Source organism: Cronobacter dublinensis subsp. dublinensis LMG 23823 (assembly GCF_001277235.1).
In the GTDB taxonomy this organism is placed as follows: domain Bacteria; phylum Pseudomonadota; class Gammaproteobacteria; order Enterobacterales; family Enterobacteriaceae; genus Cronobacter; species Cronobacter dublinensis.
In genome coordinates this window covers 3,086,973-3,110,816 of record NZ_CP012266.1, presented here as the reverse complement: position 1 = coordinate 3,110,816, position 23,844 = coordinate 3,086,973, and the positions used below count along the sequence as shown (strand labels likewise).

The 23,844-nt window shown below is 57.3% G+C and carries 20 protein-coding genes; 16 read left to right on the top strand and 4 right to left on the bottom strand.

Translation table 11 applies throughout. The features are described from left to right. Positions 1-12: 12 nt before the first annotated feature. Positions 13-2,154: a phosphate acetyltransferase gene (gene pta / locus AFK67_RS14245; RefSeq protein ID WP_007716003.1), complete on the bottom strand. Its 2,142-nt coding sequence runs from the start codon at positions 2,152-2,154 to the stop codon at positions 13-15. 83 nt (positions 2,155-2,237) lie between these two features. After that, on the bottom strand, positions 2,238-3,440 hold the full coding sequence (gene ackA / locus AFK67_RS14240; RefSeq protein WP_007716005.1) for an acetate kinase: 1,203 nt from the start codon (positions 3,438-3,440) through the stop codon (positions 2,238-2,240). Between the two features lie 334 nt (positions 3,441-3,774). On the opposite strand from ackA, the gene yfbV reads away from it, so the two are divergent. The 4 genes from yfbV (at position 3,775) to AFK67_RS14220 (ending at position 7,413) form a co-directional block, all read left to right on the top strand. Beyond that, the gene (yfbV, locus tag AFK67_RS14235; protein ID WP_032966805.1) at positions 3,775-4,230 is read left to right on the top strand and encodes a terminus macrodomain insulation protein YfbV; all 456 of its coding nucleotides are present in this window, start codon (positions 3,775-3,777) and stop codon (positions 4,228-4,230) included. Positions 4,231-4,317: 87 nt separating this feature from the next. Next, the gene (locus tag AFK67_RS14230; RefSeq protein ID WP_032966808.1) at positions 4,318-4,812 is read left to right on the top strand and encodes a YfbU family protein; all 495 of its coding nucleotides are present in this window, start codon (positions 4,318-4,320) and stop codon (positions 4,810-4,812) included. A 12-nt stretch (positions 4,813-4,824) separates the two neighbouring features. Continuing rightward, entirely contained in the window at positions 4,825-5,484 is a 660-nt protein-coding gene (locus tag AFK67_RS14225; RefSeq protein ID WP_038883125.1) for a sugar phosphatase, read from the top strand. 96 nt (positions 5,485-5,580) lie between these two features. Further along, positions 5,581-7,413, top strand: a complete 1,833-nt coding sequence (locus AFK67_RS14220; protein ID WP_007716017.1) for an SLC13 family permease — start codon at positions 5,581-5,583, stop codon at positions 7,411-7,413. A 3-nt stretch (positions 7,414-7,416) separates the two neighbouring features. Here AFK67_RS14220 and yfbR read toward each other — a convergent pair whose 3' ends face one another. Both yfbR and alaA read right to left on the bottom strand, forming a co-directional pair. Further along, the gene (gene yfbR / locus AFK67_RS14215) at positions 7,417-8,016 is read right to left on the bottom strand and encodes a 5'-deoxynucleotidase (protein WP_007716020.1); all 600 of its coding nucleotides are present in this window, start codon (positions 8,014-8,016) and stop codon (positions 7,417-7,419) included. A gap of 79 nt (positions 8,017-8,095) precedes the next feature. Further along, positions 8,096-9,310, bottom strand: coding sequence for an alanine transaminase AlaA (gene alaA, locus AFK67_RS14210; protein WP_007716022.1), 1,215 nt, complete (start codon positions 9,308-9,310; stop codon positions 8,096-8,098). 951 nt (positions 9,311-10,261) lie between these two features. Here alaA and lrhA point away from each other — a divergent pair. The 12 genes from lrhA (at position 10,262) to nuoL (ending at position 23,718) form a co-directional block, all read left to right on the top strand. Next, on the top strand, positions 10,262-11,197 hold the full coding sequence (lrhA, locus tag AFK67_RS14205) for a transcriptional regulator LrhA (protein ID WP_007716024.1): 936 nt from the start codon (positions 10,262-10,264) through the stop codon (positions 11,195-11,197). A gap of 619 nt (positions 11,198-11,816) precedes the next feature. Next, complete coding sequence (gene nuoA / locus AFK67_RS14200; protein WP_007716026.1) at positions 11,817-12,266, top strand: NADH-quinone oxidoreductase subunit NuoA; 450 nt, start codon at positions 11,817-11,819, stop codon at positions 12,264-12,266. 15 nt (positions 12,267-12,281) lie between these two features. After that, the gene (locus AFK67_RS14195) at positions 12,282-12,956 is read left to right on the top strand and encodes a NuoB/complex I 20 kDa subunit family protein (protein ID WP_004388648.1); all 675 of its coding nucleotides are present in this window, start codon (positions 12,282-12,284) and stop codon (positions 12,954-12,956) included. Between the two features lie 87 nt (positions 12,957-13,043). Beyond that, positions 13,044-14,855, top strand: a complete 1,812-nt coding sequence (gene nuoC / locus AFK67_RS14190; protein WP_007750602.1) for an NADH-quinone oxidoreductase subunit C/D — start codon at positions 13,044-13,046, stop codon at positions 14,853-14,855. A 2-nt stretch (positions 14,856-14,857) separates the two neighbouring features. After that, positions 14,858-15,358 (top strand): NADH-quinone oxidoreductase subunit NuoE, encoded by a 501-nt coding sequence (nuoE, locus tag AFK67_RS14185; RefSeq protein WP_004388650.1) that lies wholly within the window; start codon positions 14,858-14,860, stop codon positions 15,356-15,358. After that, positions 15,355-16,692 (top strand): NADH-quinone oxidoreductase subunit NuoF, encoded by a 1,338-nt coding sequence (gene nuoF / locus AFK67_RS14180; protein ID WP_007716044.1) that lies wholly within the window; start codon positions 15,355-15,357, stop codon positions 16,690-16,692. Before nuoE ends, nuoF begins: the two co-directional genes overlap by 4 nt. A gap of 54 nt (positions 16,693-16,746) precedes the next feature. Then, positions 16,747-19,473: an NADH-quinone oxidoreductase subunit NuoG gene (gene nuoG / locus AFK67_RS14175; RefSeq protein ID WP_007716046.1), complete on the top strand. Its 2,727-nt coding sequence runs from the start codon at positions 16,747-16,749 to the stop codon at positions 19,471-19,473. Then, entirely contained in the window at positions 19,470-20,450 is a 981-nt protein-coding gene (nuoH, locus tag AFK67_RS14170; protein WP_007716048.1) for an NADH-quinone oxidoreductase subunit NuoH, read from the top strand. The genes nuoG and nuoH overlap by 4 nt, the downstream gene beginning before the upstream one ends. Before the next feature lie 14 nt (positions 20,451-20,464). Further along, positions 20,465-21,007 (top strand): NADH-quinone oxidoreductase subunit NuoI, encoded by a 543-nt coding sequence (gene nuoI / locus AFK67_RS14165; RefSeq protein ID WP_007716051.1) that lies wholly within the window; start codon positions 20,465-20,467, stop codon positions 21,005-21,007. A gap of 10 nt (positions 21,008-21,017) precedes the next feature. Beyond that, on the top strand, positions 21,018-21,581 hold the full coding sequence (nuoJ, locus tag AFK67_RS14160; protein ID WP_007716054.1) for an NADH-quinone oxidoreductase subunit J: 564 nt from the start codon (positions 21,018-21,020) through the stop codon (positions 21,579-21,581). Beyond that, on the top strand, positions 21,578-21,880 hold the full coding sequence (gene nuoK, locus AFK67_RS14155) for an NADH-quinone oxidoreductase subunit NuoK (protein ID WP_004388260.1): 303 nt from the start codon (positions 21,578-21,580) through the stop codon (positions 21,878-21,880). Before nuoJ ends, nuoK begins: the two co-directional genes overlap by 4 nt. Continuing rightward, a complete protein-coding gene (gene nuoL, locus AFK67_RS14150; protein WP_007716064.1) occupies positions 21,877-23,718 on the top strand; it encodes an NADH-quinone oxidoreductase subunit L in 1,842 nt (613 codons plus the stop codon). Before nuoK ends, nuoL begins: the two co-directional genes overlap by 4 nt. The last annotated feature ends 126 nt before the right edge of the window (positions 23,719-23,844 follow it).

The window sequence follows — 23,844 nt, the reverse complement described above, 5'->3', positions numbered from 1 at the left end:
GCAGCGATGAGATTACTGCTGCTGAGACGCCTGAATCGCCGTCAGTGCGATGGTGTAGACGATATCGTCAACCAGCGCGCCGCGGGAGAGGTCGTTAACCGGTTTGCGCATACCCTGCAGCATCGGCCCGATGGAGATCAGGTCAGCAGAGCGCTGTACCGCTTTGTACGTAGTGTTACCGGTGTTCAGATCCGGGAAGATGAACACGGTAGCGCGGCCAGCGACCGGGGAGTTCGGCGCTTTGGATTTCGCCACGTCAGCCATGACGGCGGCGTCATACTGCAGCGGGCCGTCGATCACCAGATCCGGGCGTTTTTCCTGCGCCAGTTTGGTTGCTTCACGTACTTTTTCGACATCGCTGCCCGCACCGGAGTTGCCGGTGGAGTAGGAGAGCATCGCCACGCGCGGTTCGATGCCGAAAGCGGCAGCGGAATCCGCAGACTGAATCGCGATTTCAGCCAGTTGTTCAGCGGTCGGGTCCGGGTTGATCGCGCAGTCGCCGTAAACATAAACCTGTTCCGGCAGCAGCATGAAGAAGACGGAAGAAACCAGCGAACTGCCCGGCGCGGTTTTGATGAGCTGCAGCGGCGGACGGATGGTGTTGGCGGTGGTGTGAACCGCGCCGGACACCAGACCGTCGACTTCGTCCTGCTCCAGCATCAGCGTGCCGAGAACGACGTTGTCTTCCAGCTGCTCGCGGGCGACCGCTTCGGTCATGCCTTTGCTCTTACGCAGCTCAACCAGACGCGCCACATAGCTTTCACGCACCACTTCCGGATCGACGATTTCGATGCCCGTGCCGAGCTCTACGCCCTGGGCTGCCGCCACGCGGCTGATTTCATCCGGGTTACCCAGCAGGACGCAGGTCGCGATACCGCGCTCGGCGCAGATAGCGGCCGCTTTCACGGTACGCGGCTCATCGCCTTCCGGCAGCACGACGCGTTTGCCCGCTTTACGCGCAAGCTCGGTCAGCTGGTAGCGGAACGCTGGAGGAGAGAGACGACGGCTGCGCTCGGAGGCGGCGGTCAGAGAGTCGATCCACTCTGCGCTGACGTGGCTTGCCACATATTCCTGCACTTTTTCGATACGCTCGTGGTCGTCTGCCGGCACTTCAAGGTTGAAGCTCTGCAGGCTGAGCGAGGTCTGCCAGGTGTTGGTGTTGACCATAAATACCGGCAGGCCGGTGGCGAAAGCGCGCTCGCACAGCTTGTTGATGCGCTCGTCCATTTCATAACCGCCGGTCAGCAGGATGGCGCCGATTTCCACGCCGTTCATCGCGGCGAGGCAGGCGGCGACCAGCACATCCGGACGATCCGCGGAGGTCACCAGCAGGGAGCCCGGACGGAAGTGTTCCAGCATGTGCGGAATGCTGCGCGCGCAGAACGTCACCGACTTCACGCGGCGGGTTTTGATGTCGCCTTCGTTAACGACGGTCGCGTTCAGGTGGCGAGCCATGTCGATGGCGCGGGTCGCTATCAGATCAAAGCTCCACGGCACCGCGCCCAGCACCGGCAGCGGGCTGATGGACTGCAGATGCTGCGCGTCGATGTTGACGATTTTCGCTTTAGTGGAGTCGTCGAAAATCTCAGAGAGATCCGGGCGCGTACGGCCCTGCTCATCAACCGGCGCGTTCAGCTTGTTGACAATAACGCCGGTAATGTTGGCGTTTTTGCTGCCGCCGAAGCTGCTGCGGGTCAGTTCGATACGCTCTTTCAGCTGTTCCGGCGTGTCGGTGCCCTGAGACATCACGAACACGATTTCCGCGTTCAGGGTCTTGGCGATTTCATAGTTCAGCGACTGGGCGAACTGATGCTTGCGGGTCGGCACCAGGCCTTCCACCAGCACCACTTCGGCGTCTTTGGTGTTCTCATGGAAGCGAGCAATAATCTCTTCCATCAGCACGTCTTTCTGGTTGCTGGAGAGCAGCGACTCGACGTGGCTCATGCGCAGCGGCTCGGCCGCCGGCAGGTTGGTGCTGGCACGCACGATGGTCGTGGTCTGGTCCGGGGTATCGCCGCCGGCGCGCGGTTGGGCGATAGGTTTGAAGACGCTCAGACGAACGCCTTTACGTTCCATAGCGCGGATCACGCCGAGGCTGACGCTGGTCAGGCCGACGCTGGTTCCGGTTGGAATAAGCATAATGATACGGGACACGGTTTATCCTCTTCTTGTTGCAGCCAGCCGCGCGGCTGGCACCACATAAAACAACACCGCCAGCACAGGCTGGCGGTGAGGGATCAGGCGGTCAGGCGGCAGGCGTCCTGCGCGATAACCAGTTCTTCGTTGGTCGGAATGACCATCGCGAGGGTGGTGCCTTCTTTGTTGATGTAACCGGATTTGCCAAAACGCGCGGCCAGGTTGCGCTCGTGATCAACCTCAAAGCCAAGCACGCCGAGCTTGCCGAGGGAGAGCTCGCGAACCATCGCGGCGTTCTCGCCGATGCCGCCGGTGAAGACGACCGCGTCCAGACGACCTTCCATCAGCGCAGTGTAGGAGCCGATGTATTTCGCCAGGCGGTGGCAGTAGACATCCATCGCGCGTTTCGCGTCTTCTTTGGTCGCGTAGTTGTCTTCAACATAGCGGCAGTCGCTGGTGACTTCGGTCAGGCCCAGCAGACCAGATTCTTTGGTCAGCAGCTTGTTGATGTCGTCAACGCTCATGCCCAGGGCATCGTGCAGATGGAAGACGATCGCCGGGTCGATGTCGCCGGAGCGAGTACCCATGACCAAACCTTCCAGCGGGGTCAGGCCCATAGAGGTATCCACGCATTTGCCGTTGCGGATAGCGGAAACGGAACCGCCGTTACCGAGGTGGCAGGTGATGATGTTGACTTCATCTACCGGCTTGTTCAGCATTTTAGCGGCTTCCTGGGTCACATAGAAGTGGCTGGTGCCGTGCGCGCCGTAGCGACGAATGCCGTGTTCTTTATACAGTTTGTACGGCAGGGCGTAGAGGTAAGACTCTTCCGGCATGGTCTGGTGGAACGCGGTGTCGAAGACGGCCACGTTTTTATCCGCCAGGTGCGGGAAGGATTTCAGCGCTTCAGCGATACCGATCAGGTGAGCCGGGTTATGCAGCGGTGCGAAAGAGGCGGAATCTTTGATGCCCTGAATAACAGACTCATCAATGACAACGGAACTGGTATACTTTTCGCCACCATGCACGATACGATGACCAATCGAGGTCAGCTGGGCAGACAGCTCCGGTTTTTGTGCCAGAATAGTATTAACGATGAAGTTCAGCGCTTCGCTGTGAGCCGCGCCGGCGCCAAGCGCCGCTTCTTGTTTGCCGCCGTCCATTTTCCATTTAATACGCGCTTCAGGAAGATGGAAACATTCGGCCAGACCGGACAGGTACTCGTCACCGTTGAGAGCATCGATGATGGCAAATTTCAGTGAGGAGCTACCGCAGTTGAGAACCAGTACTAACTTACTCGACATGGAAGTACCTATTAGTGATACGTGGCTAAAAAAACGTCAGTGAGTCTCTCAGCGTAGCGTAAGATGACGCCGACATTTATGATTAACGTCATAGCGAAGGGAGATTCTGCTGTGACGAAGAAATAAACAAAGTTTACGCCATTCCTCGCAAATTTCCGGCGGGAATGGTGACCTTAAAGATTTGACAGCGCGGGCTTTGCCTTCTACGCCATCGCAGGCGCGCACAGGATAACTGATTGCGACTTGCATTGACAAAATATTTTGAACCTTGTCATAGAGAGTTGTTATCTTGCAGGAAAATTTTATTTTTTATTAATGAAGTTGAGGTAAGGCCATGTCGACACCTGAAAATCGCCCCGTGAGCTTTTTTAGCCTGTTTCGTCGTGGGCAACATTATGCGAAGACCTGGCCTGTCGATAAGCGCCTGGCTCCCGTCTTTGTTGAAAATCGCGTGATCCGCGCCACCCGCTTCGCGATCCGCGTAATGCCGCCCGTCGCCGTGTTTACGCTGTGCTGGCAGATTGCGCTCGGCGGTCAGCTTGGGCCCGCCGTCGCCACCGCGCTGTTCGCGCTGAGTATGCCGATGCAGGGCCTGTGGTGGCTTGGCAAACGCTCCGTCACGCCGCTGCCGCCTGGCACGCTGAGCTGGTTTTATGAAGTGCGCACCAAATTGCAGGAGGCCGGGCAGGCGCTGGCGCCTGTCGAAGGCAAGCCCGATTACCAGGCGCTGGCCGACACTCTGAAACGTGCGTTTAAGCAACTTGATAAAACTTTTCTTGATGACTTGTAATTGATCAAAAGACGTATGGGCAAAAAAAGGCAGAGTAGGGAGCAGTATCCCACTTTGATCGGGCTTCGCCTGTAACAGGAGCACACCATGGAAATGACCCATGCCCAGCGTCTTATTCTCTCCAACCAGTACAAAATGATGACCCTGCTCGATCCGGATAATGGCGAGCGCTATCGCCGCCTGCAAACCATCATCGAGCGCGGCTACGGGTTGCAGATGCGCGAGCTTGACCGCGATTTCGGCGAGCTAAGCGAAGAAACCTGCCGCACCGTCATTGATATTATGGAGATGTATCACGCCCTCCAGGTCTCCAGAGCCAATATGAAAGACAACCACACCATTGATGAGCGTCGCGTGACGTTCCTCGGCTTTGACGCGGCCACCGAAGCCCGTTTTCTCGGTTATGTGCGGTTTCTGGTGAACACGGAGGGACGCTATACCCATTTCGACGCCGGCACGCACGGCTTCAACGCGCAAACCCCGATGTGGGAGAAATACCAGCGGATGCTGAAAGTGTGGCAGGCCTGCCCGCGGCAGTATCATCTGTGCGCCAACGAAATTATGCAGATTATTAACGCCTGACGGGAGAAGGCTGTGGAATGTAAAGGGTTTTTGTTCGATCTTGACGGTACGCTGGTGGATTCGCTGCCTGCGGTAGAGCGCGCCTGGTGCCACTGGGCGGATCGCTTTGGCATCGCGCACGACGAGGTGCTGGGCTTTATTCATGGCAAACAGGCGATCACCTCGCTGCGCCATTTTATGGCGGGTCACAGCGAAGAGGAGATCATGGCGGAGTTTCGCCGCCTGGAGCAGATTGAAGCGAGCGATACTGAGGGCATCGTCGCGCTGCCCGGCGCGCTGGCACTCCTTAATCATCTGAACGACGCCCGCATTCCCTGGGCCATTGTTACTTCCGGCTCCATGCCGGTCGCCTCCGCGCGCCGTGGCGCAACGGGTCTGCCGGAGCCAGAAGTGTTCGTGACCGCTGAGCGTGTAAAGCATGGCAAACCGGAGCCGGACGCCTATCTGCTCGGCGCTGAACTGCTTGGCCTCGCGCCTCACGAATGCGCCGTCGTGGAAGATGCCCCGGCGGGTATTCTTTCCGGCCTGGCGGCGGGATGTCCGGTGATTGCCGCGAACCCGCCCGCGAATACGCCGCGTCTTGACGAGGCGGCGCTGGTCGTTAAAACCCTTAACGAGCTGGTGCTGGGAAAAGGCGCCGACGGCTGGGTGCGCGTAACGCAACAGCCGTAACGGCACGGCTTCCCGGCGCGGCGGCGCTACCATTATCACGGCGGGTTTCCCGCCGTTTTCATTGGTGGCGCCCTGATGACAACAAAAGGATACGTTGTGAATGGTGAATTGATCTGGGTGCTGACCCTGCTTGGCGTGGCGGTGGTGCTGTTCGCTACCGGGAAAATCCGCATGGACGCCGTGGCGCTCTTGGTCATCGTCGCGTTCATCCTGAGCGGCACGCTGACCGTGAATGAAGCCTTTGCCGGTTTCAGCGATCCGAACGTTATCCTTATCGCCGCGCTGTTTGTTATCGGCGACGGGCTGGTGCGCACCGGTGTTGCCACCAGAATGGGCGCCTGGCTGGTACAGATGGCGGGCAGCAGCGAAACCCGGATGCTGGTGCTGTTAATGCTAACCGTCGCCGGGCTTGGCGCCTTTATGAGTTCCACTGGCGTCGTGGCGATTTTTATTCCCGTGGTGATAAGCGTCTGCGCGCGCATGAAGATCGCGCCGTCGCGCCTGATGATGCCGTTAAGTTTCGCCGGGCTTATCAGCGGCATGATGACGCTAGTGGCGACGCCGCCAAATCTGGTTGTGAACAGCGAACTGCTGCGCGAAGGGCACGCCGGGTTCGGTTTTTTCAGCGTCACGCCCGTCGGGCTCGCCATTCTCGCGCTCGGCATTCTCTATATGCTGCTGATGCGCTTTATGCTCGGCACCGCTGAGAGCGCTGACAAACCGCAGGCCTGGAGCCGTCGCACGTTTCGCGATTTTATCCGCGACTATCACCTTACCGGCCGCGCGCGGCGGCTCGCAATCCGCCCCGGCTCGCCGCTTATCGGTCACCGTCTCGATGATTTAAAGCTGCGCGAGCGCTACGGCGCCAATGTGATTGGCGTTGAGCGCTGGCGCCGTTTTCGCCGTGTCATCGTCGATGTGAATGGCGTGACGGAGTTTCGCGCGCGGGACGTGCTGCTGATAGATATTTCCGCCTCGGATATAGATCTGCGCCAGTTTTGCAGCGAGCAGCAGCTGGAGCCGATGATCCTGCGCGGCGACTATTTTTCCGATCATGCGCTGGATGTGGGCATGGCGGAGCTGTCGCTAACGCCGGAAGGCGACATGGTGGGAAAAACGGTGCGCGAGATACGTTTTCGCAGCCGCTACGGGCTGAATGTCGTCGGCATCAAACGCGAGGGGAAAGCGCTGCCGGGCGCGGTGGTCAACGAGCCGCTTCAGCTTGGCGACCTCTTACTGGTGGTCGGGCCCTGGAAGCTCATCAGCCAGCTCGGACAGAAGAGTCGCGACGTGGTAGTGCTGAATCTGCCGGTGGAGGAGAGCGACGCATCGCCCGCCCACAGCCAGGCGCCGCATGCGATTTTTTGCCTCGCGCTGATGGTGGCGATGATGCTTACCGATGAGATCCCAAACCCGGTCGCCGCGATTATCGCTTGTCTGCTGATGGGTAAATTCCGCTGCATCAACCCGGAAAGCGCCTGGAAGGCGATCCACTGGCCGAGCATTATTCTTATTGTCGGGATGATGCCGTTCGCGCAGGCGTTGCAGAAAACCGGCGGGGTGGCGCTGATTGTCGACGGGCTGATGCGCGTCGGCGGCGGTTATGGCCCGCATGTGATGCTGGCTTGCCTGTTTGTGATGTGCGCCGCTATCGGCTTGTTTATTTCCAATACCGCGACCGCGGTGCTGATGGCACCCATCGCACTGGCGGCCGCGAACACGATGGGCGTGTCGCCTTATCCGTTCTCCATGGGCGTGGCGATGGCGGCGTCGGCTGCCTTTATGACGCCCGTTTCATCGCCGGTCAACACGCTGGTGCTTGGGCCGGGGAATTACCGTTTCAGTGATTTCGTCAAAACCGGCGTGCCGTTTACGCTTATCGTGATGGTGGTCTGCGTGCTGTTGATTCCGGTGCTGTTCCCGTTCTGACACTCAGAGCGGGGAGTCCTGGCTTATCTCATCCAGTGAGAGATGAAAGCTTGGCACGAACACCTGCATGAAATAATCCATTTCGGGGCTGTGCCGCTGCGCCAGCGTTTTCTCAAGACGGCTTTTGGCAAGCAGGAATTCGTTATTGCCTGCCGAAAGCTCTTCCAGGCATTTCAGGTAAGCGCACAGCGCGTCTGCCTGTTTAACCAGCGATTTCTCCTCTTCGGTATAGTGATGCTCATCCAGCAGCGGGGCGAAAATGTCCTGCAACTCCTCAGGCACCATCTCGATGAGCTTCTGCTGGGCGATTTTCTCGATGGCCTTGTATTCATGGGCTATCTGGGAATTGAAATATTTCACCGGCGTCGGCAGATCGCCCGTCAGCACTTCGCTGGCGTCGTGATACATCGCCAGCAGCGCGATACGCTCCGGATTGACGTCACCCTGAAATTTGCGGTTTTTAATTGCGGCAAGCGCATGGGCGACCATCGCCACCTGCAGACTGTGTTCAGAGACATTCTCGGTGCGCACGTTGCGCATTAATGGCCAGCGGTTGATTAACTTCAGGCGGGAAAGGTAGGCGAAAAAATGACTCTGACTCATAAAGATCCCTTGTCTGTAACGGCGACAAAAAACCATTGTGAGGGGAGCGGGGGGAAGATGCAAATCTCCCCCCGAAAGGTTACTGGTGGTAGCCGGAAAGGAAGCGGCCCAGTTTGGTAATGGCGAGATCGAGTTCGTCAATGCGCGGCAGCGTCACGATACGCACATGATCCGGCCACGGCCAGTTAAACGCGGTACCCTGAACCAGCAGCACTTTTTCCTGTAAGAGGAAGTCGAGCACCATCTTCTGATCGTCGTGAATGTTAAACCGTTTGGCGTCAATTTTCGGAAACATATAGAGCGCGCCGCGCGGTTTCACGCAGCTGACGCCCGGGATCTCGTTAATCAGTTCCCACGCGCGGTTGCGCTGCTCATAGAGCCGACCGCCAGGCACGATAAACTCGCTGATGCTCTGGTAGCCGCCAAGCGCCGTCTGGATGGCGTGCTGCGCCGGCACGTTGGCGCACAGACGCATCGAGGCGAGCATCTCCAGCCCTTCTATATAGCCCTTCGCGTGTTTTTTCGGCCCGTTCAGCACCATCCAGCCCTGACGAAAACCGGCAACGCGGTAGGTTTTCGACAGCCCGTTGAACGTGACGGTGAGCAGATCCGGTGCCAGCGCCGCGATCGAATGATGCTCGGCGTCGTCGTAGAGGATCTTGTCATAAATCTCATCAGCAAAAATGATGAGGTTATGCTGGCGCGCAATCTCAACAATCTCCAGCAGCAGTTCTTTTGAATAGACCGCGCCGGTCGGGTTGTTCGGGTTGATGATGACGATCCCGCGTGTGCGCGGCGTGATTTTGGCGCGAATATCGTCGAGATCCGGAAACCAGTCGGAGGATTCATCACACAGATAGTGTACCGCTTTGCCGCCGGAGAGTGACACCGCTGCCGTCCAGAGCGGATAGTCCGGCGCAGGGACCAGCATTTCGTCGCCTGTGTTTAGCAGGGCCTGCATCGCCTGCACGATAAGCTCGGAGACGCCGTTGCCAATATAGATATCTTCAACGGTGACGTCGCGCATGTCGCGCGCCTGGTAGTGCTGCATGATGGCTTTGCGCGCGGTGTAGAGGCCTTTGGAATCGCAATAGCCCTGCGCGGTAGGCAGGTTGCGGATAACATCCACCAGGATTTCATCAGGCGCGTCAAAACCGAACGGCGCAGGGTTGCCGATATTCAGCTTAAGAACTTTTTGGCCTTCTTCTTCAATGCGTTTGGCCTCTTTAAGCACCGGGCCGCGGATGTCATAACAGACATTGTCGAGCTTGCTGGATTTTTCGATGGGCGACATAGCGTCAGAACCTTACTTGTTTTGCGCTTCCTGCCATGGAAGCCGATGGCGGACAATTTACTCCTCCCTTCCACGCTTTTAAAGCCTCGGCGGCAAGAGAGTGTTGTCGTAGCTTATGATATCAGCCAGCGTTATGTTTCTTATTGTTGCCTTAAATTTTTATAAAATAGTGTAAAATGAAGTGAGCTCTGGTTTTTGTGCTGGTATAAGTTTTGGCTATGGTTAATGTCACCACAACACAGGGCGCAAAACTTAGCGGGTTAATTAATTCAGCCGCTAGCAATTTCGCATGCCAAAAATAGCGGAATTTACTGTGCACAGTTATTGAGGAAAAAAGGCCGCGCGATAGCCTTCTTTGTAACGAGCTTGTTATATGAACAGCGCGGGGAATAAGGAATTATTAAATAATATTAATTATTGGTTTTGGCGATGTCTGTAATAGCGTTACGAAAATTTAGAAATTGTTCAGCTCGTATAAGTAAAATCGCATTGAGTCTTAAAAAAAGATCAAATTTGCGATATTATAAGCCCCCTGGCGCGAGACGTTTCGCCAGCGCAGCCAGGCCGGAGAAGGCGTTTTCGGCAACTGGTTGTTTCTACAGTCATTCAGGACACAAGTCAGGCATAGTTATATACTCTTCTTTTTCTTTTGCCAGAGTATGTTAAGGTCGCAGAGTTGTTACTTTTCGCCTTAGCCAACGTAGCCAGATTTTTAATTCAAATCACGGGTTCGATGTGCAAAATATTTGACGTAAAGGCACAACGGCAGCAGCGAAAAACGCCCTTTTACTGTTTTAATAACCAGGGGTTTGAATTAGAAAAGCGCATGGCGGTCTTCCGACGCGGGTTGTGTTAGCCCGGAAGCATGCTTCAAAAGGAATTGCTTTCTTTCCTTTACACATAGCAAGAGACGGTACCCGCCGCGTGCGGTGACCTGAAAGTGATAACAATATGATTAACGCAAATCGTCCGATCTTAAACCTCGACCTCGATCTGCTGAGAACGTTTGTCGCAGTCGCCGATCTGAATACGTTTGCCGCCGCAGCAGCAGCGGTATGCCGTACGCAGTCGGCCGTCAGCCAGCAGATGCAGCGCCTGGAGCAACTGGTCGGTAAAGAGCTGTTCGCCCGTCATGGGCGTAATAAACTCTTAACCGAGCATGGCATCCAGTTGCTGGGTTACGCACGTAAAATTTTGCGCTTCAATGATGAAGCATGCACTTCGCTAATGTATAGCAATCTGCAGGGCGTCCTGACTATTGGCGCCTCTGACGAATCGGCGGATACCATCCTGCCGTATCTCCTCAATCGTATTAGTTCGGTCTATCCGAAACTGGCGATTGATGTGCGCGTTAAGCGTAATCCGTACATTATTGAAATGCTCAATCAGCAGGAAATAGACCTGGTGGTCACCACGCGACAGCCGGAGAATCTGGATTCTCTGGTGCTGCGCACATCGCCCACGCTGTGGTATTGCGCGGCGGATTACACCCTGCATAAAAACGAAGCGGTGCCGCTGGTCATGCTGGATGAGCCTGGCCCGTACCGGGATGTGATTATCGAGCAGCTCAACGCGGCGAATGTGCCGTGGCGTATCTCTTACGTCGCGTCCACGCTGCCTGCGGTGCGTGCCGCCGTCAAAGCGGGGCTTGGCATTACCGCGCGTCCGGTGGAGATGATGAGCCCAGAGCTGCGCGTGCTTGGCACGTCAGATGGCTTGCCTGCGCTGCCAGAAACGCAGTACATGCTGTGCCGTAACACCAGCACTAAAAACGAAATGGCGGAGATTATCTTCCAGGCCATGGAGAGCCATTATCAGCCGTGGCGCTACACTGCAACGCTTGAAGGCGGTGACGACACGATGCTGGTGCAGGGCGATCTGGAGTAAGCTTTGCCGTAAATGTTTCAATTATGTTAATGAAGCCTCTGGCGATCGTAAGGTTGTCAGAGGCTTTTTTTATACATTTTCATTATCTAAGTACCTGTAATTAACACAAATTGAAACCCCATTTCATCATGCTTTCTTCCTTCTGAAACCCGCCTGCGGCGCATCTCACCAGCAGAAAATTTCACTTTTGATGTTAAAAAGTGAGCAGTTTTGTTGCTGTTTTTACCGGTCAATTAACAAAAGCGTGTCGCAGATCAAGAAAATACTCCTGACGAGGGGGAGGAATAGTTGAGATTTCCTGCCAAAATAAGGGGTGTTTATGTCTCCCCACATTTAACGGACACGATTCACCCGCCGGGCTCCGTGGTCTCGTACGCGGCTCACAGGACGCTAAAAGCATCAAATGTTAATGGAGTTGGGGTGATGTAAACTAATGTTAGGTTTCTTTTGTTAAAGTTGACAAAAGGTTATAGAAAGGAGTAAAAAACCCCATCAATTTGCTGCCTAAGTAATAATACCAGCAGTTATTGTACGGTTGATTGTTCCTCCCCTTGAATCGATGTGGCGTTCATCTGCCAGCAAGAGCAGAGGCTTTAGCGCCACTTTTGATGAGTAAGCAATGAGTATGTCAACATCCACTGAAGTTATCGCTCATCACTGGGCGTTCGGTATCTTTCTTATTGTTGCCATTGGCCTGTGTTGTCTGATGCTGGTCGGCGCCTGGTTCCTCGGCGGTCGCGCCCGTGCCAGGTACAAAAACACCCCGTTTGAATCGGGGATCGACTCGGTTGGCACCGCCCGCTTACGACTTTCCGCGAAGTTCTACCTGGTAGCGATGTTTTTCGTCATCTTTGACGTCGAAGCCCTCTATCTCTTCGCCTGGTCAACATCAGTCCGTGAAGTCGGCTGGCTCGGCTTTATCGAGGCCGCAATTTTCATTTTAGTGCTACTGGCTGGTCTGGTTTATCTGGTGCGCATCGGCGCGCTGGAGTGGACGCCGTCGCGTTCCCGTCGCGAGCGTGTGAACACCGAAGAAGCTGGCAGTCTCACTAATCGTCATACGCAGTAACAGCGAGGCAATAAGATGGACTATACGCTCACCCGCATAGATCCCGACGGTGAGAATGACCGTTACCCCCTGCAAAAACAGGAGATTGTGACTGATCCTCTGGAACAGCATGTACACCGCAGCGTCTATATGGGCAAGCTAGAGCATGCCCTGCATGACATGGTGAACTGGGGGCGTAAAAACTCCCTGTGGCCTTACAACTTCGGCCTTTCCTGCTGCTACGTGGAGATGGTGACTTCGTTCACCGCGGTCCATGACGTCGCGCGTTTTGGCGCCGAAGTACTGCGTGCTTCCCCGCGTCAGGCCGATTTCATGGTGGTCGCCGGTACGCCGTTTACCAAAATGGCACCGGTTATCCAGCGTCTGTATGACCAGATGCTGGAGCCGAAGTGGGTCATTTCCATGGGTGCGTGTGCGAACTCGGGCGGCATGTACGATATTTATTCCGTCGTGCAGGGCGTGGATAAATTCCTGCCCGTGGATGTTTACATCCCAGGCTGCCCGCCGCGCCCGGAAGCGTACATGCAGGCGCTGATGCTGCTGCAGGAGTCAATTGGCAAAGAGCGCCGTCCGCTGTCATGGGTGGTTGGCGATCAGGGTGTTTATCGCGCCAACATGCAGTCAGAGCGTGAGCGTAAACGCGGCGAACGTATCGCAGTCACGAACCTGCGTACACCGGACGAAATTTAATTTGCGCCTGCGGGGGGTTGCTTCTCACGTATACCAATAAACGACAGCGAGAAGCCGCCGCCCGACAGTCATCACAAACCATTGGCAATGGTGAACAATATGACCGATTTAACTGCGCAAGACGCCGTTTTGCCTGTGTGGCAGACCAGGGATCACCTTGACGACCCGGTTATTGGCGAGTTGCGTAACCGTTTTGGGCCGGATGCCTTTACTGTTCAGGCTACCCGCACCGGTGTTCCGGTTGTCTGGGTCAAGCGTGAGCAATTACTGGAAGTTGGCGAATTTTTACGAAAGCTGCCTAAACCCTACGTCATGCTGTATGACCTGCATGGCATGGACGAGCGCCTTCGCACCCACCGCAACGGTTTACCGGCTGCGGATTTTTCCGTTTTCTACCACCTGCTTTCCATCGATCGCAACCGCGACATCATGCTGAAAGTGGCGCTCACGGAAAACGATCTCCACGTGCCGACCTTCACCCGTCTTTTCCCGAACGCCAACTGGTATGAGCGTGAAACCTGGGAAATGTTCGGTATTACCTTTACCGGCCACCCGAACCTGCGCCGCATCATGATGCCGCCGACCTGGGAAGGGCATCCGCTGCGTAAAGATTACCCGGCGCGCGCGACCGAATTCGATCCGTTTACGCTCACTAAGCAAAAAGAAGAGCTGGAAATGGAAGCGCTGACCTTCAAGCCCGAAGAGTGGGGCATGAAGCGCGGCAACGACACTGAAGATTTCATGTTCCTGAACCTCGGCCCGAACCACCCGTCGGCGCACGGTGCGTTCCGTATCATCCTGCAGCTGGACGGCGAAGAGATCGTCGACTGCGTGCCGGATATCGGTTACCACCACCGTGGCGCGGAGAAAATGGGCGAGCGTCAGTCCTGGCACAGCTATATTCCGTACACCGACCGTATCGAGTATCTCGGCGGCTGCGTGAACGAAATGCCGTATGTGCTGGCTGTGGAAAAACTGGCGGGGATTCAGGTGCCGGAGCGCGTCGACGTCATCCGCGTCATGCTCTCTGAGCTGTTCCGCATCAACAGCCATCTTCTCTATATCTCGACCTTTATTCAGGACGTGGGCGCGATGACGCCGGTCTTCTTCGCCTTTACCGATCGTCAGAAAATCTACGATCTGGTGGAAGCGATTACCGGTTTCCGTATGCACCCGGCCTGGTTCCGTATCGGCGGTGTCGCGCACGACCTGCCGCGCGGCTGGGATCGCCTGCTCAAAGAGTTCCTGGAGTGGATGCCGAAACGTCTCGACTCTTACGTCAAAGCGGCGCTGAAAAACACCATCCTGAAAGGCCGTTCTCAGGGTGTGGCGGCTTATGACGCTAAAGAAGCGCTGGCATGGGGCACTACCGGCGCAGGCCTTCGCGCCACCGGTATCGACTTCGACGTGCGTAAAGCGCGCCCGTACTCCGGCTACCAGAACTTCGAGTTCGAGGTGCCGGTCGGCGGCGGCATCAGCGACTGCTACACCCGCGTGATGCTGAAAGTCGAAGAAGTGCGCCAGTCGCTGCGAATTCTTGAGCAGTGCCTGAAAAACATGCCGGAAGGCCCGTTCAAGGCGGATCACCCGCTGACCACGCCGCCGCCGAAAGAGCGTACGCTGCAACATATCGAAACCCTGATTACCCACTTCCTGCAGGTTTCGTGGGGCCCGGTGATGCCGGCCAACGAATCCTTCCAGATGATTGAGGCAACCAAGGGGATTAACAGTTACTACCTGACCAGCGACGGCAGCACCATGAGCTACCGTACCCGTGTTCGTACACCGAGTTTCCCGCATCTTCAGCAGATTCCTTCGGTGATCCGCGGCAGCCTGGTATCCGACCTGATTGTCTATCTGGGTAGTATCGATTTTGTAATGTCTGATGTGGATCGCTAACTATGCACGAGAATCAACAACCACAGAACGAGGCTTTTGAGCTGAGTGCGGCAGAGCGTGAGGCGATTGAGCACGAGAAGCACCACTACGAAGACCCGCGTGCGGCGTCCATTGAAGCGCTGAAAATCGTTCAGAAACAGCGTGGCTGGGTGCCGGACGGCGCTATCTATGCGATAGCGGAAGTCCTCGGCATCCCGGCGAGCGACGTCGAAGGGGTCGCGACCTTCTACAGCCAGATCTTCCGCCAGCCGGTAGGCCGTCACGTGATCCGCTACTGCGACAGCGTGGTGTGCCATATCACTGGTTATCAGGGGATCCAGTCCGCGATTGAAAAACATCTGAGCATCAAACCGGGCCAGACCACGTTTGACGGACGCTTCACGTTGCTGCCGACCTGCTGCCTGGGTAACTGCGACAAAGGGCCGACCATGATGATTGATGAGGACACTCACAGTTATCTGACGCCGGAAGGGATCCCTGAGCTTCTGGAGCAGTACAAATGAAACAGATTATTCGTACTGCCGAAACGCATCCGCTGACGTGGCGCATGCGCGATGACAAGCAGCCGGTGTGGCTCGAAGAATACCGCAGCAAAAACGGCTACGAAGGCGCGCGCAAGGCGCTCACCGGCCTGGCGCCGGATGAAATCGTCAATGCAGTGAAAGACGCAGGTCTCAAAGGGCGCGGCGGCGCAGGCTTCTCCACTGGCCTTAAGTGGAGCCTGATGCCGAAAGACGAATCCATGAACATCCGTTACCTGCTGTGTAACGCCGATGAAATGGAGCCGGGCACCTATAAAGACCGCATGTTGATGGAACAGCTGCCGCACCTGCTGGTGGAAGGCATGCTGATCTCCGCGTTCGCGCTGAAAGCCTATCGCGGCTACATCTTCCTGCGCGGCGAATACATTGAAGCCGCCGTTAACCTGCGCCGCGCCATCGCGGAAGCGACCGAAGCGGGTCTGCTTGGCAAAAACATTCTCGGCTCGGGGTTCGATTTCGAACTCTTTGTGCACACCGGGGCGGGCCGCTATATCTGCGGCGAAGAGACGGCGCTTATTAACTCGCTGGAAGGCCGTCGCGCCAACCCGCGTTCCAAGCCGCCGTTCCCGGCATCCAGCGGCGTATGGGGTAAACCGACCTGCGTGAACAACGTGGAAACCCTGTGCAACGTGCCGGCCATTCTCGCCAACGGCGTCGAGTGGTATCAGGGCCTGTCGACTAGCGAAGACAAAGGCACCAAGCTGATGGGCTTCTCCGGTCGCGTGAAAAACCCTGGCGTCTGGGAGCTGCCCTTCGGCACCACCGCGCGTGAAATTCTCGAAGAATACGCGGGCGGCATGCGTGATGGTCTGAAATTCAAAGCCTGGCAGCCGGGCGGCGCGGGGACAGACTTCCTGACAGACGCGCATCTCGATCTGCCGATGGAATTCGCCAGCATCGGTAAAGCGGGCAGCCGTCTTGGCACCGCGCTTGCGATGGCGGTCGACCATGAGATCAACATGGTGTCGCTGGTGCGCAACCTGGAAGAGTTCTTCGCGCGTGAGTCCTGCGGCTGGTGTACGCCATGCCGTGATGGTCTGCCGTGGAGCGTAAAAATCCTGCGCGCGCTGGAGCGCGGCGAAGGGCAGCCGGGGGATATCGAAACCCTGGAGCAGCTCTGCCGCTTCCTGGGCCCGGGTAAAACGTTCTGCGCCCATGCGCCAGGTGCCGTAGAGCCACTTCAGAGCGCGATTAAATATTTCCGTGACGAATTCGAAGCGGGCATTAAGCAGACCCCAGGCAACACCCGTGCCATTAATGGTATTCAGCCGAACCTGCTCAAGACGCGCTGGTAAAAGCATTTTGATTAACGCCTGGCTCGCGCCAGGCCAACTGGAAGCATGCTGACTATGGCTACGATTCATGTAGACGGCAAAGAATATGAGGTAGACGGCGCGGACAACCTGCTGCAGGCGTGTCTGTCGCTCGGCCTCGATATTCCTTATTTTTGCTGGCATCCGGCGCTGGGAAGCGTCGGCGCCTGCCGCCAGTGCGCGGTGAAGCAATATCAGAACGCGGAAGATACCCGTGGTCGCCTGGTGATGTCCTGCATGACGCCGGCATCCGATGGCACCTTTATCTCTATTGACGACGACGAAGCGAAGCAGTTCCGCGAAAGCGTTGTAGAGTGGCTGATGACTAACCACCCGCACGACTGTCCGGTCTGCGAAGAGGGCGGTAACTGCCACCTGCAGGATATGACCGTGATGACCGGTCATAGCTTCCGTCGCTATCGTTTTACCAAACGTACCCACCGCAATCAGGATCTGGGGCCGTTCATCAATCATGAGATGAACCGCTGCATCGCCTGCTACCGCTGCGTGCGTTACTACAAAGATTACGCTGACGGCACCGATCTCGGCGTTTACGGCGCGCATGACAACGTCTATTTCGGACGCCCGGAAGACGGTACGCTTGAGAGCGAATTCTCCGGCAACCTGGTGGAAATCTGCCCGACCGGCGTGTTCACCGATAAAACGCACTCCGAGCGCTACAACCGTAAATGGGATATGCAGTTCGCGCCGAGCATCTGCCAGCAGTGTTCACTGGGCTGCAACACCAGCCCTGGCGAGCGCTACGGCGAACTGCGTCGTATCGAGAACCGCTATAACGGTACTGTTAACCACTACTTCCTGTGCGATCGCGGTCGTTTCGGTTACGGCTACGTCAATCTGAAAGACCGTCCGCGTCGTCCGGTACAGCGCCGTGGCGATGACCTCATCACCCTGAACGCCGATCAGGCGATGCAGGGCGCGGCGGATATTCTGCGTCAGTCGAAGAAAGTCATCGGTATCGGCTCCCCGCGGGCGAGCGTTGAGAGCAACTTCGCGCTGCGCGAACTGGTTGGCGCTGAAAACTTCTATACCGGCATCGCGGCGGGCGAGCAGGAACGTCTGCAGTTAATGCTTAAAGTGCTGCGTGACAGCGGCATCCGCACGCCGGCGCTGCGTGAGATTGAATCTTACGACGCCGTACTGGTGCTGGGCGAAGACATCACCCAGACCGGCGCGCGTGTCGCGCTGGCGGTGCGTCAGGCGGTGAAAGGCAAAGCGCGCGAAATGGCAGCGGCCCAGAAAGTGGCTGACTGGCAGATTGCGGCCATCCTGAACATCGGCCAGCGCGCCAAACATCCGCTGTTCGTGACCAACGTCGACAGTACCCGTCTGGACGATATCGCCGCGTGGACTTATCGCGCGCCGGTTGAAGATCAGGCGCGTCTGGGCTTTGCCATTGCGAACGCGCTGGACGCCGCCTCGCCTGCGGTTGAAGGGCTGGGTAGCGATCTGCAAAACAAAGTTGACGTCATTGTCCAGGCGCTGGCTGGCGCGAAAAAACCGCTGATTATCTCCGGTACCAACGCCGGTAGCGTCGAGATGATTCAGGCGGCCGCGAACGTCGCGAAAGCGCTGAAAGGCCGCGGCGCCGATGTCGGCATCACGATGATCGCTCGTGCGGTGAACAGCGTCGGTCTTGGCATGATTGGCGGCGGTTCGCTTGACGACGCGCTGAACGAGCTGGAAACCGGCAGCGCCGACGCGGTTATCGTGCTGGAAAACGATCTGCATCGGCACGCCTCGGCGGCCCGCGTGGACGCCGCGCTCTCCAAAGCGCCGCTGGTCATGGTGATTGACCATCAGCGCACCGCGATTATGGATCACGCGCATCTGGTGCTTTCTACTGCGAGCTTCGCTGAAAGTGACGGCACGGTCATCAACAACGAAGGCCGCGCGCAGCGCTTCTTCCAGGTTTACGATCCGTCTTACTACGACAACACGGTGACGATGCTGGAAAGCTGGCGCTGGCTGCATTCGCTGCACAGCACGCTGCAGGACAGGCATCCGGACTGGACGCAGCTCGACCATGTGATCGACGCCTGTATCGAGAAGCTGCCGCAGCTGGCGGGCATTAAAGATGCCGCGCCGGACGCGACGTTCCGCATTCGCGGCCAGAAATTAGCGCGCGAACCGCATCGTTACAGTGGCCGCACCGCGATGCGCGCCAATATCAGCGTGCATGAACCGCGTCAGCCGCAGGATAAAGACACCATGTTCTCCTTCTCGATGGAAGGGAACAACCATCCGGACGCGCCGCGTTCTCAGGTGCCGTTCGCCTGGGCGCCGGGCTGGAACTCCCCGCAGGCCTGGAACAAATTCCAGGACGAAGTGGGCGGCCATCTGCGCCACGGCGATCCGGGTGTGCGCCTCATTGAGGCGGGCGAGGGCGCTATCGACTACTTCACGACCGTGCCGCAGCGCTTCGCGCCGCAGGATGGCCAGTGGCGTATCGCGCCTTACTATCACCTGTTCGGCAGCGATGAAATGTCGCAGCGTTCGCCGGTCTTCCAGAGCCGTATGCCGCAGCCGTATATCCGCCTGAATCCGGCAGATGCCGCGAAGCTTGGCGTTAATGCGGGCGCGAAGGTTTCCTTCAACTATGAAGGCCAGACCATCACGCTACCGCTGCAGCTGTCTGAAGGGCTGACGGAAGGGCAGGTCGGTCTGCCGATGGGCATGCCGGGCATCGCGCCTGTCATGGCTGGCGCTCGTCTTGAAAATCTGCAGGAGGCTGCGCAATGAGTTGGTTGACACCGGATGTTATCGAGATCCTGCTCAGCATCCTTAAAGCGGTGGTCATTCTGCTGGTGGTCGTGAGCTGCGGCGCGTTCATGAGTTTTGGCGAGCGTCGTCTGCTCGGCCTCTTCCAGAACCGCTACGGACCAAACCGCGTTGGCTGGGGCGGTTCGCTCCAGCTGGTCGCGGACATGATCAAGATGTTCTTCAAAGAAGACTGGGTTCCGCGCTTCTCTGACCGCGTTATCTTTACGCTGGCGCCGATGATCGCGTTCACCTCGCTGCTGCTGGCGTTCGCCATCGTACCGGTAAGCCCCACCTGGGTGGTGGCGGATCTCAACATCGGGATCCTGTTCTTCCTGATGATGGCCGGTCTTGGCGTGTATGCGGTGCTGTTCGCGGGCTGGTCGAGCAACAACAAATACTCTCTGCTGGGCGCCATGCGCGCCTCCGCGCAGACGCTGAGCTACGAAGTGTTCCTCGGGCTCTCCCTGATGGGCGTCGTCGCGCAGGCGGGTTCCTTCAACATGACCGATATCGTTAACAACCAGGCGCATATCTGGAACGTTATCCCGCAGTTCTTCGGCTTTGTGACTTTCGCTATCGCGGGCGTTGCGGTGTGTCACCGTCACCCGTTTGACCAGCCGGAAGCCGAGCAGGAGCTGGCTGACGGTTACCACATCGAATATTCCGGCATGAAGTTCGGCCTGTTCTTCGTGGGCGAATATATCGGGATTGTGACGGTTTCCGCGCTGATCGTGACGCTGTTCTTCGGCGGCTGGCAAGGTCCCTGGTTACCGCCTTTCATCTGGTTCGCGCTGAAAACCGCGTTCTTCATGATGATGTTTATTTTGATTCGCGCCGCATTACCGCGTCCTCGTTATGACCAGGTAATGTCCTTCGGCTGGAAAGTTTGCCTGCCGCTGACGCTTATCAACTTGCTGGTAACCGCGGCTGTCATTCTCTGGCAGACAGCAGCATAAGGGGTGGAAAAACCATGACATTGAAAGACATAGTGGTTGGTTTCGGCACCCAACTACGCAGTATCTGGATGATTGGCCTGCACGCGTTTTCCAAACGCGAAACGCGCATGTATCCGGAAGAGCCGGTTTATCTGCCGCCGCGCTACCGTGGACGTATCGTGCTGACGCGCGACCCGGACGGTCAGGAGCGCTGCGTAGCCTGTAACCTGTGCGCCGTCGCCTGTCCGGTGGGCTGTATCTCTTTGCAAAAAGCAGAGACCAAAGATGGCCGCTGGTACCCGGAATTCTTCCGCATTAACTTCTCGCGCTGCATTTTCTGCGGGATGTGCGAAGAGGCCTGTCCGACGACCGCAATCCAGCTGACGCCGGATTTCGAGCTGGGCGAGTTTAAGCGCCAGGATCTGGTGTATGAAAAAGAGGACCTGCTGATTTCCGGTCCGGGCAAATACCCGGAATATAACTTCTACCGGATGGCGGGTATGGCAATCGACGGCAAAGATAAGGGCGAGGCGGAAAACGAAGCCAAACCTATCGACGTCAAAGGCCTGTTACCTTAAGGAGTCAGGAATGGAATTCGCTTTTTATATCTGCGCCCTCGTGGCGGTCCTGACCACCGCCCGGGTGATCACCCACAGCAATCCGGTACACGCGCTGCTGTACCTGATCATTTCGCTGCTGGCGATCGCGGGCGTCTTTTTCTCGCTGGGCGCTTACTTTGCCGGTGCGCTGGAAATCATCGTCTACGCAGGCGCCATCATGGTGCTCTTCGTGTTCGTGGTTATGATGCTCAACCTCGGGGATTCCGTGGTGCGTCAGGAGCGCGAATGGCTCAAGCCGCAGATCTGGATTGGCCCTGGCATTCTCTCGGCTGTCCTGCTGGTGGTGATCGTTTACGCGATTCTCGGCGTTAACGATCAGGGCATTGAAGGCAATCCGATTAGCGCGAAAGCCGTCGGTAAAGACCTGTTCCAGCCTTACGTACTGGCGGTGGAACTCGCGTCCATGCTGCTGCTGGCGGGCCTGGTTGTCGCCTTCCACCTTGGCCGTGAAGAGAAAGCGGGCGATGTGGTGAGCGTGCGCGGCGGGGCTCCGTCGGACGCGTCGAAAAGAAAAACGGAGGAGCGCGCATGATCCCGTTACAACATGGACTGATCCTGGCGGCGATTCTGTTCGTCCTGGGCCTGACCGGTCTGGTTATCCGCCGCAATCTGCTGTTTATGCTGATTGGGCTGGAAATCATGATTAACGCCGCCGCGCTCGCCTTCGTGGTCGCGGGCAGCTACTGGGGCCAGACTGACGGCCAGATAATGTATATCCTGGCGATTAGCTTAGCCGCGGCGGAAGCGAGCATCGGCCTCGCGCTGCTGCTGCAACTCCATCGTCGTCGCCAGAACCTGAATATCGATTCAGTAAGTGAGATGCGTGGATGAACCTGCTCGCATTAACCATTATTTTGCCATTGATTGGCTACGTACTGCTCGCCTTCTCTCGCGGACGCTGGTCGGAAAACCTCTCCGCGACGGTCGGGGTAGGCTCTGTAGGGCTGGCCGCGCTGGTCACCGCTTACGCTGGCATTGATTTCTTTAATAACGGCAAACAGGCGTTCTCGCTGCCGCTGTGGACCTGGATGTCCGTTGGCGATTTCAACATCGGCGTTAACCTGGTGCTGGATGGCCTGTCGCTCACCATGCTCTCTGTGGTCACGGGCGTAGGCTTCCTGATCCACATGTTCGCGTCCTGGTACATGCGCGGCGAAGAGGGCTACTCCCGCTTCTTCGCGTATACCAACCTGTTTATCGCGAGCATGGTCGTGCTGGTGCTCTCCGATAACCTGCTGTTGATGTACCTCGGCTGGGAAGGCGTGGGCCTGTGCTCCTATCTGCTGATCGGTTTCTACTACGCCGATCCGAAGAATGGCGCTGCGGCGATGAAAGCGTTTGTCGTGACCCGCGTGGGTGACGTCTTCCTCGCATTCGCGCTGTTCATTCTTTACAACGAACTGGGCACGCTGAACTTCCGCGAAATGGTCGAACTGGCGCCGCAGCACTTTGCTAATGGCAATGAGATGTTGCGCTGGGCGACGCTGATGCTGCTCGGCGGCGCGGTCGGTAAATCTGCTCAGCTTCCGCTCCAGACCTGGCTTGCGGACGCGATGGCGGGCCCGACGCCGGTTTCCGCGCTGATCCACGCGGCAACCATGGTGACCGCGGGCGTTTACCTGATTGCCCGCACCCATGGCCTGTTCCTCCTGACGCCGGACGTGCTGCATCTGGTCGGTATCGTAGGGGCTGTTACGCTGGTGCTGGCGGGCTTCGCGGCCCTGGTGCAGACGGATATCAAACGCGTTCTCGCTTACTCCACTATGAGCCAGATTGGCTACATGTTCCTGGCGCTTGGCGTTCAGGCGTGGGACGCAGCGATTTTCCACCTGATGACCCACGCGTTCTTTAAAGCGCTGCTGTTCCTCTCGTCCGGCTCCGTCATTCTGGCGTGCCACCACGAGCAGAACATCTTCAAGATGGGCGGCCTGCGTAAGTCCATCCCGCTGGTGTATGTCTGCTTCCTGGTGGGCGGCGCGGCGCTGGCGGCGCTGCCGCTTATCACCGCGGGCTTCTTCAGTAAGGACGAAATCCTTGCAGGTGCCATGGCGAATGGACATATCAATCTGATGGTTGCGGGTCTGGTCGGTGCGTTCATGACCTCCCTGTATACCTTCCGTATGATTTTCATCGTATTCCACGGTAAAGAACAAATTCATGCTCACGCAGGGAAAGGGATTACCCATCACCTGCCGCTGATTGTGCTGCTGGTACTGTCCACCTTCGTTGGCGCGATGATTGTGCCTCCGCTGGCGGGCGTTCTGCCAGACACCACCGAGCTTGAGCACGGTCGCGTTCTGACGCTTGAAATTACCTCCGGTGTGGTCGCTATAGCGGGCATTCTGATCGCCGCCTGGCTGTGGCTTGGCAAGCGTACGCTGGTTACCGCCATTGCTAAAAGCGCGCCGGGTCGTTTCTTCGGCACCTGGTGGTACCACGCCTGGGGCTTCGACTGGCTGTATGACAAAGTGTTCGTCAAGCCTTTCCTGGGTATCGCCTGGCTGTTGCAACGCGATCCGCTTAACGCACTGATGAACATTCCGGCCATTCTTTCCCGCTACGCAGGCCGTGGTCTGCTGCTGAGCGAGAACGGCTATCTGCGCTGGTATGTGGCCTCAATGAGTATCGGCGCGGTGGTCGTGCTGGTGTTGTTGATGGTGTTGCGTTGATTTGAGATGGCGGTGTTGCCCGGTGGCGTTGCGCTACCGGGCGAGGGAGACGGCAGGGCGGGTAAGCGTTAGCGCCACCCGACACCGTCAACCGCCCTCAAACGTGGATGTAGTCGAATTCGTTGA

Bases quoted from the DNA above. Each gene is read 5' to 3' on its own strand.
- AFK67_RS14195 (WP_004388648.1), top strand. From the start codon at position 12,282: ATGGACTATACGCTCACCCGCATAGATCCCGACGGTGAGAATGACCGT.
- nuoJ (WP_007716054.1), top strand. From the start codon at position 21,018: ATGGAATTCGCTTTTTATATCTGCGCCCTCGTGGCGGTCCTGACCACC.
- nuoH (WP_007716048.1), top strand. From the start codon at position 19,470: ATGAGTTGGTTGACACCGGATGTTATCGAGATCCTGCTCAGCATCCTT.
- AFK67_RS14230 (WP_032966808.1), top strand. From the start codon at position 4,318: ATGGAAATGACCCATGCCCAGCGTCTTATTCTCTCCAACCAGTACAAA.
- ackA (WP_007716005.1), bottom strand. From the start codon at position 3,440: ATGTCGAGTAAGTTAGTACTGGTTCTCAACTGCGGTAGCTCCTCACTG.
- nuoL (WP_007716064.1), top strand. From the start codon at position 21,877: ATGAACCTGCTCGCATTAACCATTATTTTGCCATTGATTGGCTACGTA.
- nuoF (WP_007716044.1), top strand. From the start codon at position 15,355: ATGAAACAGATTATTCGTACTGCCGAAACGCATCCGCTGACGTGGCGC.
- nuoI (WP_007716051.1), top strand. From the start codon at position 20,465: ATGACATTGAAAGACATAGTGGTTGGTTTCGGCACCCAACTACGCAGT.
- yfbR (WP_007716020.1), bottom strand. From the start codon at position 8,016: ATGAGTCAGAGTCATTTTTTCGCCTACCTTTCCCGCCTGAAGTTAATC.
- yfbV (WP_032966805.1), top strand. From the start codon at position 3,775: ATGTCGACACCTGAAAATCGCCCCGTGAGCTTTTTTAGCCTGTTTCGT.
- nuoA (WP_007716026.1), top strand. From the start codon at position 11,817: ATGAGTATGTCAACATCCACTGAAGTTATCGCTCATCACTGGGCGTTC.
- nuoG (WP_007716046.1), top strand. From the start codon at position 16,747: ATGGCTACGATTCATGTAGACGGCAAAGAATATGAGGTAGACGGCGCG.
- nuoC (WP_007750602.1), top strand. From the start codon at position 13,044: ATGGTGAACAATATGACCGATTTAACTGCGCAAGACGCCGTTTTGCCT.
- nuoK (WP_004388260.1), top strand. From the start codon at position 21,578: ATGATCCCGTTACAACATGGACTGATCCTGGCGGCGATTCTGTTCGTC.
- lrhA (WP_007716024.1), top strand. From the start codon at position 10,262: ATGATTAACGCAAATCGTCCGATCTTAAACCTCGACCTCGATCTGCTG.
- alaA (WP_007716022.1), bottom strand. From the start codon at position 9,310: ATGTCGCCCATCGAAAAATCCAGCAAGCTCGACAATGTCTGTTATGAC.
- nuoE (WP_004388650.1), top strand. From the start codon at position 14,858: ATGCACGAGAATCAACAACCACAGAACGAGGCTTTTGAGCTGAGTGCG.